Genomic DNA, 16,972 nt, shown 5'->3' with positions numbered 1-16,972 from the left:
CGCTATGCTCCGCGCTTTGCGGCGGACCGCGCCGGCTTTGCGGTTTGATCGCCGGCTTCGAGTGCCGCGAGCAGCTTCGCATCCGGCGACGCGCTGAACACGTTCAGCACGCGCAATGTCGTTTCCAGGTCTTCGCGGCTCACGCCCTTCAATAACCGCGCGCGCAGCGCGACGAGACGCTCTTCCATGCGCGCGGTGACGGCGCGGCCTTCGTCGGTAAGCGTGATGGTCTTGGCGCGCTTGTCTTCGGGATCTTCGTCACGGCGCACGAGTCCGGCCGCGCAAAGCTGATCGAGCAGCCGCACGAGCGATGGCCCTTCGATGCCGACATGCTCCGCGAGCGTCACCTGACGCACCGCCTCGCCGAGCCGGTTGGCCGTGAGCAGCGGCACGGCGCATGCTTCCGACACGCCGTACGAGGCGAGCACGCCGTGGCTCGTGCGGCGCCAGCGTCGCGCGGCAAGCACGAGCGTGCTGCTCACGGAGCGGCGCAGAAAGTCGAGATGAGTCATGCGGCGGGATTATAGCGAGAACTCTATTCGTTAGCATGCTATCGACTTATGTTTTTTCTTTCAGATTGCGTACGGTAGGCATGCCCGGAGAGGCAAATTGGCGTGCTATCTTTTCGGCTCGATCATCCTGCCCGAGCCGCCATGCCGATTGCCTATATCCGTGGCTTGACTTCGCCCAGCCGCACCGATTCCGCCAACCGGCGTCTAGGCTGCGCGCTCGCCTTCGTCGCGGGCGCCGCGAACGCGGGCGGCTTTCTCGCGGTCGGACAATACACGTCCCATATGTCGGGGCTCGTTTCATCCATCGCCGATAACCTCGTGCTCGGCCAGATCGCCTTGGTCTTTTCCGCGATCGGCGCGGTCGGCGCGTTCCTCGGCGGCGCGGCGACTTCCGCGGTGCTCATCAACTGGGGACGGCAGCGGCGCGCGCATAGCGTGTTCGCAACGCCGCTTTTGCTCGAAGCGGCGCTTCTGCTCGTGTTCGGCATGCTCGGCGCCAATCTGGAGACGCATCGCGTGTGGGATGTGCCGTTGACCGTCGCGCTGCTTTGCTTCGTGATGGGCCTGCAAAACGCGATGATCACGAAGATATCGAAGGCGGAGATCCGCACGACGCATGTGACGGGTCTCGTGACGGACATCGGCATCGAGATCGGCAAGAGCCTTTACTGGAACCGCGGCGTCGCGCGCGACGATGCCTCTTATGTGCGCGCGAATCACGCGCGTCTCGCGCTGCTGAGTTCGCTCTTCGCGATGTTCATGCTCGGCGGTTTCGCGGGCGCGATCGGCTTCGCGCATCTCGGCTTCGCGACGACCGTGCCGCTCGCCGCGTTGCTGCTGCTGTTCTCGTCCGTGCCGCTCGCGGACGATCTCGCGGCAGGCAGACGCCGCCTGCGCCGCTAAACGGCCTCGGCCGCTTCCCGGACGATCCAGTCGCGAAAGAGCTTCATGCCGTGCGAAAGACGCCGTGACTTGAGCCACGTGAGCCAGTAGCTGCCGGTTCTCACTTCGACATCGAACGGACGCACGAGCAGCCCGGCCTGCAACTCGCGCACGAACATGCGCGGCGGCGCGAGCGCGACGCCCGCGCCTTGCACGGCGGCTTCCACCATCAGGCGCGACGAATCGAAGACGGGACCGTTCATCGTCCATGCGTCGAGGCCCGCGGCGTCGAACCAGTCGCTCCAGTCGTCCGCGCGATAGGAGCGCAGCAACACTTCATTGACGAGATCGGATGGCGTGTAAAGACGCCGCGCGATGTCGGGCGCGCACAGCGCGGCGAGCGGCGCATCGAGCAGCAGCGCGTTATGCGTCGCCGGCCAGACGCCCGCGCCGAAGCGGATGGCGAAGTCGAGCCCTTCGGATGCGGGATCGACGAGATTGTTATGCGTGAAGAGCCGCAACTCGACGAACGGATGCGTCTCGCGAAACGCCTTCATGCGCGGCATCAGCCAGCCGACCGCGAACGTGCCGACCACGCCCACCGTCAGCACTTCGTGAAAGTGTCCCCCTTCGAACTGCTTGAGCACGGCTTCGATGCGGCCGAACGCATCGCTCAACACGGGCAGTAACGCGCGCCCTTCGTCGGTGACGCTGAGGCCGCGCGGGAGGCGTCTGAAAAGCGGCGTGCCGAGCCGTTCCTCCAGCGCGCGCACTTGCTGGCTGACGGCCGCCTGCGTGACGTTCAATTCCTGCGCGGCGCGCGTGAAACTCAGATGCCGCGCCGACGCTTCGAACGCGCGCAACGCATTCAGGGGAAGATGAGGTCGCATGGCTCGCATAAGTTTTTCTATTGCCAGCGGCAAATTATCCTCGATTGTCGAGGCGCGAAAAAGAGCGGATATTTCGCTTCGTTCCAATCATGCAAACCAGAACGAAGGATCAAGACAATGAAGTTTCGCGCGCTGAGTCTTTTGGCAGCAGCCATTTTTTCTTTTGGCGCGATGTCCGGCGCCGCCTATGCCGACGATGCAGCGAGCATCAAGTCGACCGTCGATCAGACCATCGAGCCGTTGATGGCGCTACACGGCATTCACGGCATGGCCGTGGGCGTCGTCGTCGACGGCAAGCCTTATGTGTTCGAGTACGGCGTGGCGTCTAAGGCGACGAAGCAGCCCGTCACGCGCGATACGCTCTTCGAACTCGGCTCGATCAGCAAGACGTTCACCGCGACGCTCGCATCGTATGCGCAGATCGAAGGCGATCTTTCCTTGAACGATCCGGTGAGCAAGTATCTTCCATCGCTCGATGGGACGGAGTTCGGCAAGGTGACGTTGCTGAATCTCGGCACGCACACGCCGGGCGGCTTGCCGCTGCAAGTGCCCGACGAGATTCACGACAACGAGCAACTGATGCAGTACTTCAAAACATGGCGTCCGGCCCGGCCGCCCGGCACGATCCGCACGTATGCGAATCCCGGCATCGGCACGCTTGGCCTCATCACGGCGAAGAGCATGAAGCAGGACTTCGCAGCGCTGATAGAGACGCGTCTCTTTCCCGCGCTGGGACTGAAGCAGAGTTACATCAACGTGCCCGCTTCGAAGCAGCGCGATTACGCGCAAGGCTATACGAAAGACGACGCGCCGATACGCATGAAAGGTGGCGTGCTTTCGCCGGAGGCTTATGGCGTGAGATCGACGGCTGCGGACATGACGCGTTTTCTGCAGATCAACATGAACCTGGTGCGTATCGATCCGGCGTTTCAGCGCGCCGTCGATGCCACGCACACGGGCTATTTCCAGGCCGGCCCGATGACGCAGGATCTCATCTGGGAACAGTATCCGTATCCGGTCGCGTTACAGCCTTTGCTCGATGGAAACTCGTCGTCGATGATCCTGAACGCGACGCCCGTCACGCGCATCGATCCGCCGCAAGCGCCGCGCGACGACGTGTGGATCAACAAGACCGGCTCGACCAACGGCTTCGGCGCCTATATCGCGTTCGTGCCGAAAGCGCGCGTGGGCATCGTGATGCTCGCGAACAGGAACATCCCGAACGAAGAGCGTGTGAAGGCGGCGTATGCAATCATCACGTCGTTATCCGGCGGACGATAAACACGACAGCCATGCGAATCGATCCCTACAGTCTCGAACTCTTCATCGCGGTCGTCGAGGAGGGATCGATTGCGCGCGCCGCGAGCCGCAGTCACATCGCGCCATCGGCGTTGAGCAGGCGCATCGCCGATCTCGAAGCGGCCATCGGCGTCGCGCTGCTCATTCGCTCGCCCTCGGGCGTGCAACTGACCGAAGCGGGGCAGCATGCTTATGCGAGCGCGCGTTCCATTCATGGACAGCTCGAGAGCATGGCGCGCGAAGTTCAGTCGATGAGCGGCCAGATCGCGGGCGTCGTGCGGCTCTATGCCAATGCGTCGGCGATCGTCGGCTTTCTGCCTGAACGTCTCACGTCGTTCAAGGCGCGCTATCCGCTCGTCGAGATCGCGTTGACGGAACAGATCAGCGATGAAGTGATTCGCGCGTGTCTCGACGATCGCGCGGATGTCGGGATATCGGCGAGCACGAAGGCGCATGCGGGTCTCGATACATGGCGCTTCGTCGACGATCCGCTGATGGTCGTCCTGCCGCCCGGTCACGAACTCGCGCAAGCAGACGCGTTGAGCTTCGCCGAAGTGACGCGCTTTCCGCTCGTCGCGTTGCAGGCGGGCGGTTCGCTCGATCAGACCTTGAAGGAACACGCCGATGCCGCGCGCGTGCCGCTCAACGTGACCGTCACAGTCAACAGCTTCGATGCGCAATGCCGCATGGTCGAAGCGGGACTCGGCATCGGCATCGTGCCGACGAGCGCGGCGTCGGCGTTCGCGGGTTCGCGCAATTTCGTGCGCGTGCCGTTGCGCGAAACGTGGGGCAGCGGACGATGCCTGCGCGTTCATGCGCCGCGCAAGTCTTCGCGGCTGAAGGCGGTGCAGGCGCTGATCGATACGCTCATCGGCGAGGGTTAACACGGACATCGCGTCTCGCGATGGCCCCAGTGCCGAACGAACACTTCATGCACGCGCGCGGGTGCGTCTAGATTGGCGTCGAGGAGAATGCGATGGCCAATCTGAATGTAAGCGGAAGAATCCTGTTTCTGAGCGCGGACGCCGCGAAGGTCGAGCAGCAACTCGCCGGCGAGGATCTCACGCTCGATGAAGCGGGCGCACTGCGCGACGATGTGTCCACCGACGAAATCACGCCGATCAGCGTGCTCACGCGTTTCGACGAGCGGCTCGGTCAATGCCCGTATGTCGGGTTTCATGCGGGCGGGCGCAATCCGATCGGCCACGATGCCGTGCGCGCGGGCCGCTTTCAGGTGACGGTCGCGGGCAATCGCTATGGCAAAGGCTCGTCGCGCGAACATAGCCCGCTCGCCGAATATCACGCGGGCATACGGCTCGTGATCGCGCGGAGCTTCGAACGCATCTATCGGCAGAACGCGGACAATCTCGGGCTTTTCACGTCGACGGATTTCGGCCTGATCGAACGCATCCGGCGCGGCGAGGCTATCGATATCGATGAACTCGTTGCGGATCGCGATCCGTTGGCGGCGGCGATCCTTACGAGCGGCGGACTGTTGCGCTATGGAAAGTTGCATATGCAACGAGTCAGCATCGGCGAAGCATCGCACGATGAAGCGCCGCGCACGCTCGTAGAGAAAATTCTCGCGCGTCACACATTGACGACCGATGTGACCAACGCATCGCTCGAAGCGGGCAACGGCATCTTCGTGCGCGCGGACTGGCGCTTCATCCACGAGTACTACACGGGCATGGCCGCGCATATGCTGCACGCGGCATTCGGCCGCCCGCTGACGCTGCACGAACCGCGCAGCATGCTCGCGTTCGAGGATCATCTGTCGTATTCGCATCGCAGCGAACTGCATATCGGGAACGGGCTGCTGCCGAACGTGCGCGAGTTATCGGACGCGCATCGCACGTTCGCGCATGACTACGATGTGCGCAATCACGGCTATCTGAGCGAAGCGAACAGCGAGCTCGACGAAGGCTCCGAAGGCATCTCGCACGCAATGATGGCCGAGCGCTACGCGTTGCCCGGCCACGTGATCGTCGGAACCGATTCGCATACGCCGCATAGCGGCGCGCTCGGATGTGTCGCGTTCGGCGTCGGCACGACGGACATGGCGAACGCATTCGTCACCGGCGCGGTTCGCATGACGGTGCCGCAATCGTTGCTCATCGAACTATCGGGACCGATTCCCGCGGGCGTCACCGCGAAGGACATCGTGCTTCACTTGCTTGCCGATTCGCGCATACGCGCGGGCGCGGGCGTCGGCAAGGTGTTCGAGTTCGCGGGCACGGCCATCGCGAGCCTCTCGACCGATGCGCGCACGACGCTCACCAACATGACGGCCGAGTTGGGCGGCTTCACGGGCATCGTCGCTCCCGACGATGAAACCGTGCGCTTTCTGAAGGCGCGGCGCGGCATCGACTTCAAGATCGAGCCATGGATGCGAAGCGATGAAGGCGCGCGCTACGCCGATGTCATCGCGATCGATTGCTCGCGTCTCACGCCGATGCTCGCCGCGCCCGGCGATCCGGGCAACGGCATCGCGCTTGAAGCGCTCGATGAAAGGCCGGTCATCGATATCGCGTATGGCGGTTCGTGCACGGCAGGCAAGCGCGAGGACTTCGATCATTATCACGAAGTGCTTTCGTGGGCGGCGAAGCGCGGCTTGCGCGTGCCCGGCAATGTGACGCTCTATTTGCAATTCGGCACGCAGGACGTGCGCGACTATTGCATCGCGCAAGGCTATGTCGATGCGTTCAAGCGCGTCGGCGCGATTCTGCTGCAACCGTCGTGCGGTGCGTGCGCGAACTGCGGACCAGGTTCGTCGACACAGGCCGAACAAGTCACCATCAGCGCGATCAATCGCAATTTTCCGGGCCGCTCGGGTCCGGGGAAAGTATGGCTCGCAAGCCCGCCGACGGTAGTTGCAAGCGCAATTATCGGCCGCATCGCATCGTTCGCGGAGTTGCAAGAACGCTTCACGCAGTAAGCACGCAGCATGACAGAGCCGCCATCGATGCGGCTTCAAAATACATTCAGGAGACAAGCAATGGCCATCATGCAGGGCACTTCGCGTCTGCACGACGCCGCCGGCAGCGCGTTCACGGACGCGCCCGCCATCGCGGACACGGCGGGCATCTCGGCACGCCTCGACCGGCTTCCCGCCACGCGCGCGGTGTGGAAACTCGTCTTTCTGCTGAGCCTCGGCTTCTTCTTCGAGCTATATGATCTGCTCTTCACCGGCTATATCGCGCCGGGTCTCGTGAAGAGCGGCATTCTCACATCGACGACCGCGGGTCTCTTCGGCACGACGGGCGTCGCGAGCTTCATCGCCGCGCTGTTCTGCGGCTTGTTCATCGGCACGATCGCGTGCGGCTTTCTCGCCGATCGCTACGGACGTCGCGCGATCTTCACGTATTCGCTGCTCTGGTACGTCGCGGCGAATACCGTGATGGCGTTTCAGGACACGGCACTGTGGCTCAACTTCTGGCGCTTTGTGTCGGGGCTCGGCATCGGTGTGGAACTCGTGACCATCGGTACTTATATGTCCGAGCTTGCGCCGAAACATCTGCGTGGAAGGGCGTTCGCCGTGTGTCAGGCGATCGGCTTTTCCGCCGTGCCGGTGGTCGCGTTCCTTTCGTATCTGCTCGTGCCGCGCGCGCCGTTCGGCTTCGATGGCTGGCGCTGGGTCGCATTGGCGGGGGGCGTGAGTGCGCTGTTCGTTTGGTACTTCCGGCGCAATCTGCCGGAAAGCCCGCGCTGGCTCGCGAGCAAAGGCCGCATCGACGAAGCCGACGAAGTGCTGCGCCGTCTCGAAGACACGGTCGCGCTTCAGTACGGCAAGCCGTTGCCCGCGCCGGGTCCTTCCGATCCCATTGCAAGAAAGGCCGGGTTCGCCGATATGTGGAAGCCGCCGTATCGCAAGCGCACGCTCATGCTGATCGTCTTTCATATCTGTCAGACGGTCGGTTTCTACGGCTTCGCGAACTGGGTGCCGACACTGCTCGTCAAGCAGGGCGTGACAGTCACGTCGAGCCTGCTCTATACGACGGTGATCGGGCTTGCCGCGCCCATCGGTCCCTTGCTCGGCTACTGGATCGCCGATCGTTTCGAACGCAAGCATGTGATCGTGTTCATGGCGGCCGTGAATATCGTCGCGGGCCTGCTGTTCAGCCAGGCGTCGGCGGCGGTGATGATCGTCACGCTCGGCGTGTTGCTGACGCTCGCGGGCAACATCATTTCGTTCACGTATCACACGTATCAGCAAGAGCTTTATCCGACGACGATCCGCGCACGCGCTGTCGGCTTCGTGTATTCGTGGAGCCGGCTATCGGCGGTGTTCAGTTCGTTCGTGATCGCGTTCGTGCTGAAGGAAGCGGGCGTGACCGGCGTGTTCGGCTTCATCGCGGGCGCGATGCTGATCGTGATGATCTGCATCGGATCGATGGGACCGCGCACGCTCGGGCGATCGCTCGAAAGCATTTCGCATTGAGTTCGAACTAAGCACCACAGGCATGAATCAGGAACTGCTGCACGGCGGTCGACGGGGCGCTCAACGTCGCGCCCTTGCGCCAGATCATGCCTGCTTCCATATGAGGAATCGCGTCGTTGACGGGCCGCGCCTCGATGCGCTTGCCTTCGAGCGACCACGGCCGAAACACCATATCCGATAGCACCGTGACGCCGAAGCCATGCGCCACGAGTCCGCGCAGCGCTTCCATCGAACTCGTGCGAAACGCGATGTTCGGTTCGATGCGCTTCTTGTGCCAGTAGCGCATCGTCGATTGCTCGCCTTCATCGACGGTAATCAGAATGTAGGGATGCACGGCGATATCCTTCAGCGATACCGCGTGCTGCTGCGCGAGCGGATGCATCGGCGCGACCCACAGTTGCCGGCGCGAACGCATCAAGACCTGGCTGTCGAAACGATTCGGACGCTGCAGATTCGATAGCAGCACCACGCCGATATCGACATCGCCATTCGCGACTGCTTCTTCGATTTGCGGCCGCTCCATGTCACGCAGATCGAAATCGATGAACGGATACGTCGCACGAAAGCGCGCGAGCAGTTCCGGCAAAAAATACCCGAGCACCGTATAGGACGCCGCGATTCGCGCGACGCCGCGCATGTCGTGCGCGCGAAACGGCGGCATGTGCATCGCATCGCGCGCGGCGTCGAGCACGCGGCGCGCATGGTTATGAAAATCCTGACCGTCGGGCGTCAGCGCGACGCCTTGCGGCAGGCGCTCGAACAGCTTCGTGCCGAGCGCGCTTTCGAGCGCGAGCACCGCATTCGTGATCGCCGACTGCGATACGTGTTCGTTGGCCGCCGCCATCGAGAACTGGCCCGTTTGCGCGGCGGCGACGAAGTAGCGCAACTGCCTGAGCGTGAGATCGAACGCCATCTGATTTTCAGATACCGGAGTTGTGTATTCGTGATTTTACGATCGCAAATCGGCTTCCTATACTCGGCAAAAAAAACTAATTCCCGAATTCCGGAGACATGCCCTCATGAACGCACCCGATCGCGCCGCACTAGCCGCTGCAACCGTAACGCTCGACGATAAATACACGCTGGAGAAAGGCCGCGTCTATATCAGCGGCACGCAGGCGCTCGTGCGTCTGCCGATGTTGCAGAAAGCGCGCGACCGCAAGGCGGGGCTGAACACGGCGGGCTTCGTTTCGGGCTATCGCGGATCGCCGCTCGGTGCGCTCGATCAGTCGCTATGGAAGGCGAAGGCGCATCTGAAGAATAACGACATCGTGTTTCAGCCGGGCGTGAACGAGGATCTCGCGGCGACGTCGATCTGGGGCACGCAGCAGATCAATCTGTGGCCGGGCGCGACACGCGATGGCGTGTTCGGCATGTGGTACGGCAAGGGACCGGGCGTCGACCGCACCGGCGATGTTTTCAAGCACGCGAATTCCGCAGGCACCGACAAGCATGGCGGCGTGCTTGTCCTCGCTGGCGACGATCACGCGGCGAAGTCGTCCTCGGTCGCGCATCAGTCGGATCATGCGTTCATCGCGGCGGGCATTCCGGTGCTGTATCCGTCGAACGTACAGGAGTATCTCGACTACGGTCTGCACGGATGGGCGATGAGCCGCTATTCGGGCCTGTGGGTCGCGATGAAATGCGTGACCGATGTGGTCGAATCGACGGCATCGATCGATCTCGATCCGGATCGCGTGGAGATCGTCACGCCGGACGACTACGCGATGCCCGAAGGCGGCCTCAACATTCGCTGGCCAGATTCGCCGCTCGCGCAGGAAGCGCGTCTGCTCGACGAGAAGTGGTACGCGGCGCTGGCCTACGTGCGTGCGAACAAGCTCAATCGCGTCGTCATCGATTCGGACAAGCCGCGCTTCGGCATCATCACGGCGGGCAAGGCGTATCTCGATGTGCGTCAGGCGCTCGTCGATCTCGGTCTCGATGATGACACCTGCGCGCAGATCGGCCTGCGCGTGCTGAAAGTGGGCTGCGTGTGGCCACTCGATGCGCAGGACGCACGCGCGTTCGCGACCGGTCTCGAAGAGATTCTCGTCGTGGAAGAGAAGCGGCAGATTCTCGAATACGCGCTGAAAGAAGAGCTTTATAACTGGCGTGAAGACGTGCGCCCGCGCATCTACGGCAAGTTCGACGAGCGCGACAACGAAGGCGGCGAATGGTCTGTGCCGCGCGGCGACTGGTTGCTGCCGGCGCATTACGAGCTATCGCCCGCGTTGATCGCGAAGGCTATCGCGCGTCGTCTCGCGCGCGCGGATCTTCCCGAAGACGTGCGTGCGCGCATGTTGTCGCGCGTCGAAACGATCGAAGCGAAAGAGCGCGAGGCGACCAAGCCGCGCGTCGATGTCGAGCGCAAGCCATGGTTCTGCTCGGGATGTCCGCATAACACATCGACGCGCGTGCCCGAAGGATCGCGCGCGCTCGCGGGCATCGGCTGCCATTACATGTCGATGTGGATGGACCGCAAGACCGAGACGTTCAGCCAGATGGGCGGCGAGGGCGTCGCGTGGATCGGCCAGATGCATTTCTCCGGCGATAAACACGTCTTCGTCAATCTCGGCGACGGCACATACTTCCATTCGGGCCTGCTCGCGGTGCGCGCGGCGATTGCGGCGAACGCGAACATCACGTACAAGATTCTCTATAACGATGCGGTTGCGATGACCGGCGGCCAGCCCGTCGACGGCATATTGACTGTGCCGCAGATCGCGCATCAGGTCTATGCGGAAGGAGCGAAGCGCATCGTCATCGTGACCGACGAGCCGCAGAAATACGATGCGAACGTTGCGTTGCCCCAGGGCGTGAACGTGCATCATCGCGATGAGCTCGATCACATTCAGCGCGAGTTGCGCGATACGCAAGGCACGACCATCCTCATCTACGACCAGACTTGCGCGACGGAGAAGCGCCGTCGCCGCAAGCGTGGCACGTATCCCGATCCGGCGCGTCGCGCGTTCATCAACGATGCGGTTTGCGAAGGCTGCGGCGATTGCTCGGTGCAATCGAACTGCCTGTCGGTCGAGCCGATGGACACGCCGCTCGGCACGAAGCGCAAGATCAACCAGTCTTCGTGCAACAAGGATTTCTCGTGCGTGAAGGGCTTTTGCCCGAGTTTCGTCACCGCTGAAGGCGCGCAGGTTCGCAAGCCCAAGGCGGCCGCAGGCGTGAAGCCGGACTTCGATGATCTGCCGATCCCTTCGTTGCCTGCCTTGTCGAAGCCTTACGGCATTCTCGTGACGGGCGTTGGCGGCACGGGCGTGGTGACGATCGGCGGATTGATCGGCATGGCCGCGCATATCGAACGCAAGGGCGTGACCGTGCTCGATATGGCGGGTCTCGCGCAGAAGGGCGGCGCGGTGCTGAGTCACGTGCAGATCGCGCCGAAGCCGCAAGCGCTGCATGCGACACGTATCGCAACGGGCGAAGCGCGGCTCGTCATCGGTTGCGATGCGATCGTGTCAGCATCGAACGATGTGCTGTCGCGCACGCGTCACGGCATCACGCACGCGGCGATCAACAGCGGCGCGACGCCGACCGCCGAGTTCGTCACGAATGCGCAATGGACCTTTCCCGCTGCGCAGACGGAGCAGGCGTTGTCGGAGAGCATCGGCGCGGGATGCGAGTTCGTCGATGCCAATGCGCTCGCGTTGAAACTGCTCGGCGACACGATCTATTCGAATCCGCTGCTGCTTGGTTTCGCGTGGCAGAAGGGCTGGTTGCCGCTCGAACTCGCGAGCCTCACGCGCGCGATCGAACTGAACGGCGTGGCCGGCGAGAAGAACGTGCTCGCGTTCAACTGGGGCCGCTTCGTTGCGCAGAACGGCGCCGGCGATCTGCTCAAGTCCACGCAGCGCGCGGTCATCGTGAAGATGCCGGAGTCGCTGGAGAGCGTGATCGCGACGCGCGAAGCGTTGCTCGCGGCGTATCAGAGCGAAGCGTATGCGCGTTCGTATCGCGATGTCGTCGAGCGCATTCGCGAGAAGGAAAAGCTGCTGAACGCGAAGTTACCCCTTACGCGCGCCGTCGCGGTGAATCTCGCGAAGCTGATGGCTTATAAGGATGAGTATGAAGTTGCGCGTCTCTATGCCGATCCCGCGTATCTCGACAAGCTGCGTGAGCAGTTCGAGGGCGAACCGGGCCGGGATTACAAGCTGATGTTCCATCTCGCGCCGCCGCTTTTCGCTAAACGCGACGAGCGTGGCCATCTCGTGAAGCAGCGTTTTGGTGCGTGGATGCTGCCGGCGTTTCGCGTGCTCGCGAAGATGAAGGGTTTGCGCGGCACATCGTTCGATGTGTTCGGCAAGACGGAAGAGCGCCGCACCGAACGCCGGATGATCGCGGATTACATTGCGCTCGTCGATGAATTCGTTGCGACGCTCGATGCGCGACGATGCGATGCCGCGTTGAAGCTTGCGAAACTACCTGATGAAATCCGCGGCTTCGGGCATGTGAAGGAGCGCAACATCGCGGCCGTCGCGAGGAAGCGCGAACGGTTGATCGAAAGTTATCGCGCGCCGGTGGAGGTGGCGGCGACTGCGTGAGCGGGCGATAGGGTATCGCGAGGTGACGAATCGGAAGCTGTATCGCGGATTTGTCACCGTAACTTCAAGTGACGAATCAATTCGGATGGGAAAGTATTCTGTTAGCTCGCTATGTTCGAGAGTCAGAATATGCAATCGTCGTTGCCGTATAGCAGAGACGAGCCGTCGTTCGATTGGAAGCCTGCAAAGAAGCCGATTGAGGTGGGTCGCTTCGAAATCCGTCCACCGTCCGTGCCCTTCAATGCGAAGCCAATCTATGACGCGGAGCTGGATGCCGTCATTGACTATCGCGAGGAAAACGCGGGCGTATCGCGCATCTATGCGCTCGACGGGCGAATCGCGATAAGCGAGAGGCGTATAGAGTCGCCGCTTACCGTCGTTCGAGAGCGCGACTACACCATTCTTCACTTCGCTTACAGACACATCCTATGAAGCAGCCCACCGTTCATACCACGGCGCATATTGATTCCAGTGCGACAGTGCAATGGGACAGCGATTGCTTCACTGTGCGCTGCGCAATCGAGTATGCGGCTTCGTCCACTTCCGTCGAAAGACGGTCAACCTAAGCGAAGAGATCGACCGGCGCTGCGATATCCATCCGCCGGTGTATGTCATTACTGCGGGAACGCTATCGATGGTGTTAGATTCGGATAAGCGTCTCAAGGGGTTCGACCTCTACACAATCCCGAAAAGTGGGTTGCATGCTCGCTGCCTTTGCGCGGCGCGGTTCAGGAAACGCCGCATATCGAGACGTCGTTCGATGCAAACGGTCACGGGAACGGGCATCGGGGTCGATGAGAATCTGGCGCAGATTTGCGTAGAGGGTTTATTTCTGAAAATAACGAAGCCGAAGCATGAAACGCTTTGGGCCACGCTGTTCGGCCGCGGTCACGCGGAAACGTGATGCGGTTCCACGGAAAGGAGGAGACATTCGCATGAAAGCCGTACACAAGCTCGCCGTCGTCGGCATCGGCAAGATCGCGCGGGATCAGCACTTGCCCGCGATCGCTGCGCAGCCGGGGTTCGAACTCGTCGCGTGCGCGAGCCGCAATGCAAGCGTCGAAGGCGTGCGCAACTATCCGGATATCGGCGCGCTGCTCGCCGCCGAGCCGTCGGTCGATGCAGTGTCGCTCTGCGCGCCGCCTCAAGTGCGTTATGCGCAAGCGCTCGCCGCACTCGACGCAGGCAAGCACGTCATGCTCGAAAAGCCGCCAGGCGCGAGCGTGAGCGAAGTCGAAGCATTGCGCGACGTTGCACGCGCGAACGGCTGCACGCTCTTCGCCTCGTGGCATTCGCGCGCGGCGAGCGCAGTCGAACCGGCGCGCGCCTGGCTCGCGTCGAAGGAACCGGGCGCGATTCGCTCGGTAGAAGTGCGATGGAAGGAAGACGTGCGGCGCTGGCATCCGGGGCAGCAATGGATCTGGGAGCCGGGCGGTCTCGGCGTATTCGATCCGGGCATCAACGCGCTATCGATCGTCACGCGCATCCTGCCGCATGAAGTCGCGCTGCGCGCCGCCACGCTCACGATGCCGGCCGATACATCCACGCCGATCGCCGCCGAACTCGATTGCGTCGCGACGAACGGCGCGCCGGTGCGCGCGGTGTTCGATTGGCGTCACGGTCCCGTCGAGGAATGGGACATCGACATCGAAACGGACGCGGGCCGCCTCTCGATGCGCGAAGGCGGCAAGCGTCTGTCGATCGCGGGCAAGGAGATCGATGTCGAAGCCGAGCGCGAATATCCCGCGCTGTACGAGCACTTTCACACGCTCATCGAAACGAAAACGAGCGATGTCGATGTGCGACCGCTGCGACTCGTCGCCGATGCATTCCTCACCGGACGGCGCATCGAAACGGAAGCATTCGGCCGCTGACGCGCGCGCATCACGAAGCGCGATACGTCGCGCTTCGAATCGCATTGATCGCGAATACATCGCCCTCGGGCGCGGCGCTCACGTTCCCGTGCCGCGCGACGAGCGGAATGCGACGCGTGCTTCCCGGCGCGAGATGAAACCAGTCGATGCGTGCGAAGTAGTTCGGATCGGCGATATGCACCCAGCGCGCGAGCTGCGCCGTTTCGACAATGAGACTGAAGCCCTCGTCGTCCTTCTCGACGGTGACGCTCAAGCCGATATCGCGCCGCTCCCCAATCGACGGATCGGGGAAGTGGAACGCTTCGGACAGCACTTCGTTCGTGTCCGCGTCGCGCAGAACGACATGCGTCGCATCGTGCGCGCGCGGGCCGAAGCGATACGCATATGCGATATCGAAGAATGCGCCGATCAGCGCATTCGACGACACACGTTGTACGCTGCGCGGTTGCAATACGACATCGCGCGAACCGCTCGCGACCTTGATCGCGCCTTCACGCAGGCACGCCAGTTCGACCCGTGCGCGAATCTCGCGCGCGGTATCGTTGACGAGATGAACGTCGAGTCCGTCGAGACCTTCATCGAGGATCAACGCCTGCACGGGTTGAAGCACGCGCGCGAGTCCATGCAGCGCGCTCTTCGGTGCGCCGAGAACGTCGATGATGCCCCAGCCCGCGCCCGGACGCACATCGAGCAGATTCCATACGATGCCCCCCGCACAACTCGATCCTTCGCGACGCCATTCCGAGAACACCGCGCCGATCACATCCGCGACGACCGCGCGCGACAGTTCCAGATAGCGCTCGGGATTTTCATAGCGCAAACGCGGCACGTCCATGCGATAGAGCGATCGCATGTAATGCTCGCGTACATCGTCGAAATCCCACGCCGAGCCGGGATCGCGCGGCACGCCTGCTTTCCAGCGCGGTTCGTGCGCGCGCGCATTCGGTATCGCGCGCAGGGCGACATCGTCGGGAACGTTGGCGAACGCGAGACATTCGGAGGCGAAGCGCACTTGCGCGCGACGCACATCGTCGAACGGGCGCTGATACGCCGGCACGCCGTAGTAATGCGTAATGCCGCCGCGCGTGCCGAAAGGCATCGACTCCTTGTCGCCGGGCGCCGCGCTCGGCGAGTTCACGACATACGCGACGTCGGGCCGCTGCGCTGCAATCGCATTCGGCAAGAGTTCGGTGAAGAGGCGCTGCTGATACGCGTCGAAGGGCAGGCCGAGCATCGCCGCCTGCTGATGCACTTCGCTTCCGCCACACAGCACCGCGAGCGATGCGAAGCGTCGCGTGCGTGAAAGGAACTGCTCGGCTTCGCGTTGCGCGCTCTCACGAAATGCTTCGTCGTCCGGATAATCGAAGTTCGCGAACGCGAAGTCCTGCCACACGAGCACGCCGTATTCGTCGGCGAGTTGGTAGAACGTGTCGGATTCATAGAGCGTGATGCCGCTCACGCGAATGATGTTCAGGCCCGCATCGCGAATCAGGCGGAAGACGTTCTCGAGTTTCTCGCGCGGCGCATCGAGCGCGACGATATCGGCCGATGTCCAGCACGCGCCGCGCGCGAATACAGGCACGCCGTTCACGACGAGCTGAAAGCCTCGGCCGTCCACACCACGATCGACTTCTATCGTGCGAAAGCCGACTTCGCCGAGATCGATATCGCCGAGCTTCACGGCATAGCGCGATGGCTCGCCATGCGTGTGCGGATACCACAAGCGCACATCGGGCACGCGCACGCGGCCTTTGAGCGTGCGCGCGTCGTGCCATTCCAGCGTGGCGTGCGCGTCGCCACATTCGATGCGAACCGGCGCCTGTTCCTGTGCATGAAAGTAGCGCACGGTGACATCGAGCATGCCATCGTTGCCGTCGATGCTCGTGCGCAGATCCACGTTGTCGATGCACGCGCGCGTTTCGCCGATCAATTCGATGGGGCGCCACGGACCCGCCGGTTGAATCGTCGGACACCATCCGGACATATGCCCGAGCAGCGTCGTGCGAACGTTGCGCAACGTGGCGGGTTGCGCGAGCTTCGGACGCCAGCGCGCACGTCCGCGTTTGGCGGCAAGCGCGGGCGCGATCGAACGGAAGCATAGATGAAGCGTATGCTCGCCGTTGAGTTCGACGTCGAGATCGTGCGCGACGAACATCGAATCCGATTCGAGCAGCTTGCGATCGTCGAGCCATATTTCGGCGATGGTCGCGAGCCCATTGAAGCGCAAGCGCCGCTTGCCGTCGCCCGCGAGCTTCACGCGATACCAATGATCGGAATGCGCGAACGGCTGCGCGAGCGCTTCATCGCTGACGCCTTGCGCGCGCAATGCGGATGCGATCGTGCCCGGCACGGGCGCGTCGATCCACTGCGTGACGGTGTCGAGCGATGCGGGCATCGCGCATGAGCCGGCGGGCGTGCTCACGCATTGCCAGCCTTCTGAAAGACGCCGCGCCGCGTGCGCGCACTGGTCGTGCATGAACCTACCTCGTCGATGGAATGCGAAGAACGACGCCAAAGC

At 62.7% G+C, this 16,972-nt stretch carries 13 protein-coding genes; 9 read left to right on the top strand and 4 right to left on the bottom strand.

Features of this window, described 5'->3' with window-relative positions:
* Window positions 1-2: 2 nt before the first annotated feature.
* Window positions 3-512 (bottom strand): MarR family winged helix-turn-helix transcriptional regulator, encoded by a 510-nt coding sequence (locus NCT05_RS23695; protein ID WP_008348365.1) that lies wholly within the window; start codon window positions 510-512, stop codon window positions 3-5.
* Window positions 513-653: 141 nt separating this feature from the next.
* On the opposite strand from NCT05_RS23695, the gene NCT05_RS23690 reads away from it, so the two are divergent.
* Entirely contained in the window at window positions 654-1,415 is a 762-nt protein-coding gene (locus NCT05_RS23690; protein WP_008348363.1) for a YoaK family protein, read from the top strand.
* Here NCT05_RS23690 and NCT05_RS23685 read toward each other — a convergent pair.
* The gene (locus NCT05_RS23685) at window positions 1,412-2,293 is read right to left on the bottom strand and encodes a LysR family transcriptional regulator (protein WP_008348361.1); all 882 of its coding nucleotides are present in this window, start codon (window positions 2,291-2,293) and stop codon (window positions 1,412-1,414) included. The genes NCT05_RS23690 and NCT05_RS23685 overlap by 4 nt on opposite strands.
* Before the next feature lie 108 nt (window positions 2,294-2,401).
* On the opposite strand from NCT05_RS23685, the gene ampC reads away from it, so the two are divergent.
* From ampC to NCT05_RS23665, 4 genes are all read left to right on the top strand, one after another.
* Complete coding sequence (ampC, locus tag NCT05_RS23680; RefSeq protein WP_250503306.1) at window positions 2,402-3,565, top strand: class C beta-lactamase; 1,164 nt, start codon at window positions 2,402-2,404, stop codon at window positions 3,563-3,565.
* A gap of 11 nt (window positions 3,566-3,576) precedes the next feature.
* Window positions 3,577-4,467 carry a LysR family transcriptional regulator gene (locus NCT05_RS23675; RefSeq protein ID WP_008348356.1) on the top strand — a complete coding sequence of 297 codons (891 nt, stop codon included), beginning with the start codon at window positions 3,577-3,579 and terminating at the stop codon, window positions 4,465-4,467.
* Between the two features lie 92 nt (window positions 4,468-4,559).
* Window positions 4,560-6,521 (top strand): aconitase family protein, encoded by a 1,962-nt coding sequence (locus tag NCT05_RS23670; protein ID WP_250503305.1) that lies wholly within the window; start codon window positions 4,560-4,562, stop codon window positions 6,519-6,521.
* Window positions 6,522-6,581: 60 nt separating this feature from the next.
* Complete coding sequence (locus NCT05_RS23665; protein ID WP_008348352.1) at window positions 6,582-8,024, top strand: MFS transporter; 1,443 nt, start codon at window positions 6,582-6,584, stop codon at window positions 8,022-8,024.
* 7 nt (window positions 8,025-8,031) lie between these two features.
* Here the strand turns inward: NCT05_RS23665 and NCT05_RS23660 are convergent, their stop codons facing one another.
* On the bottom strand, window positions 8,032-8,937 hold the full coding sequence (locus tag NCT05_RS23660; RefSeq protein ID WP_008348350.1) for a LysR family transcriptional regulator: 906 nt from the start codon (window positions 8,935-8,937) through the stop codon (window positions 8,032-8,034).
* A gap of 106 nt (window positions 8,938-9,043) precedes the next feature.
* Here NCT05_RS23660 and NCT05_RS23655 point away from each other — a divergent pair, with 106 nt between their 5' ends.
* The 4 genes from NCT05_RS23655 to NCT05_RS23640 all read left to right on the top strand — a co-directional run bounded on the left by NCT05_RS23655 (window position 9,044) and on the right by NCT05_RS23640 (window position 14,454).
* Window positions 9,044-12,580: an indolepyruvate ferredoxin oxidoreductase family protein gene (locus NCT05_RS23655; RefSeq protein WP_250503304.1), complete on the top strand. Its 3,537-nt coding sequence runs from the start codon at window positions 9,044-9,046 to the stop codon at window positions 12,578-12,580.
* 129 nt (window positions 12,581-12,709) lie between these two features.
* Window positions 12,710-13,012, top strand: coding sequence for a hypothetical protein (locus NCT05_RS23650; protein WP_250503303.1), 303 nt, complete (start codon window positions 12,710-12,712; stop codon window positions 13,010-13,012).
* A 52-nt stretch (window positions 13,013-13,064) separates the two neighbouring features.
* Entirely contained in the window at window positions 13,065-13,484 is a 420-nt protein-coding gene (locus NCT05_RS23645) for a hypothetical protein (RefSeq protein WP_250503302.1), read from the top strand.
* 31 nt (window positions 13,485-13,515) lie between these two features.
* Complete coding sequence (locus tag NCT05_RS23640; protein WP_175981093.1) at window positions 13,516-14,454, top strand: Gfo/Idh/MocA family protein; 939 nt, start codon at window positions 13,516-13,518, stop codon at window positions 14,452-14,454.
* 10 nt (window positions 14,455-14,464) lie between these two features.
* Here the strand turns inward: NCT05_RS23640 and NCT05_RS23635 are convergent, their stop codons facing one another.
* A complete protein-coding gene (locus NCT05_RS23635) occupies window positions 14,465-16,930 on the bottom strand; it encodes a glycosyl hydrolase 2 galactose-binding domain-containing protein (RefSeq protein ID WP_250503301.1) in 2,466 nt (821 codons plus the stop codon).
* Window positions 16,931-16,972 lie beyond the last annotated feature (42 nt).

The sequence above is a fragment of the Caballeronia sp. AZ7_KS35 genome, from assembly GCF_023631045.1.
GTDB classification, from domain to species: domain Bacteria; phylum Pseudomonadota; class Gammaproteobacteria; order Burkholderiales; family Burkholderiaceae; genus Caballeronia; species Caballeronia zhejiangensis.
Note: the sequence above shows the minus strand (reverse complement) of the source record. Positions and strands in the feature narration are given on the sequence as shown.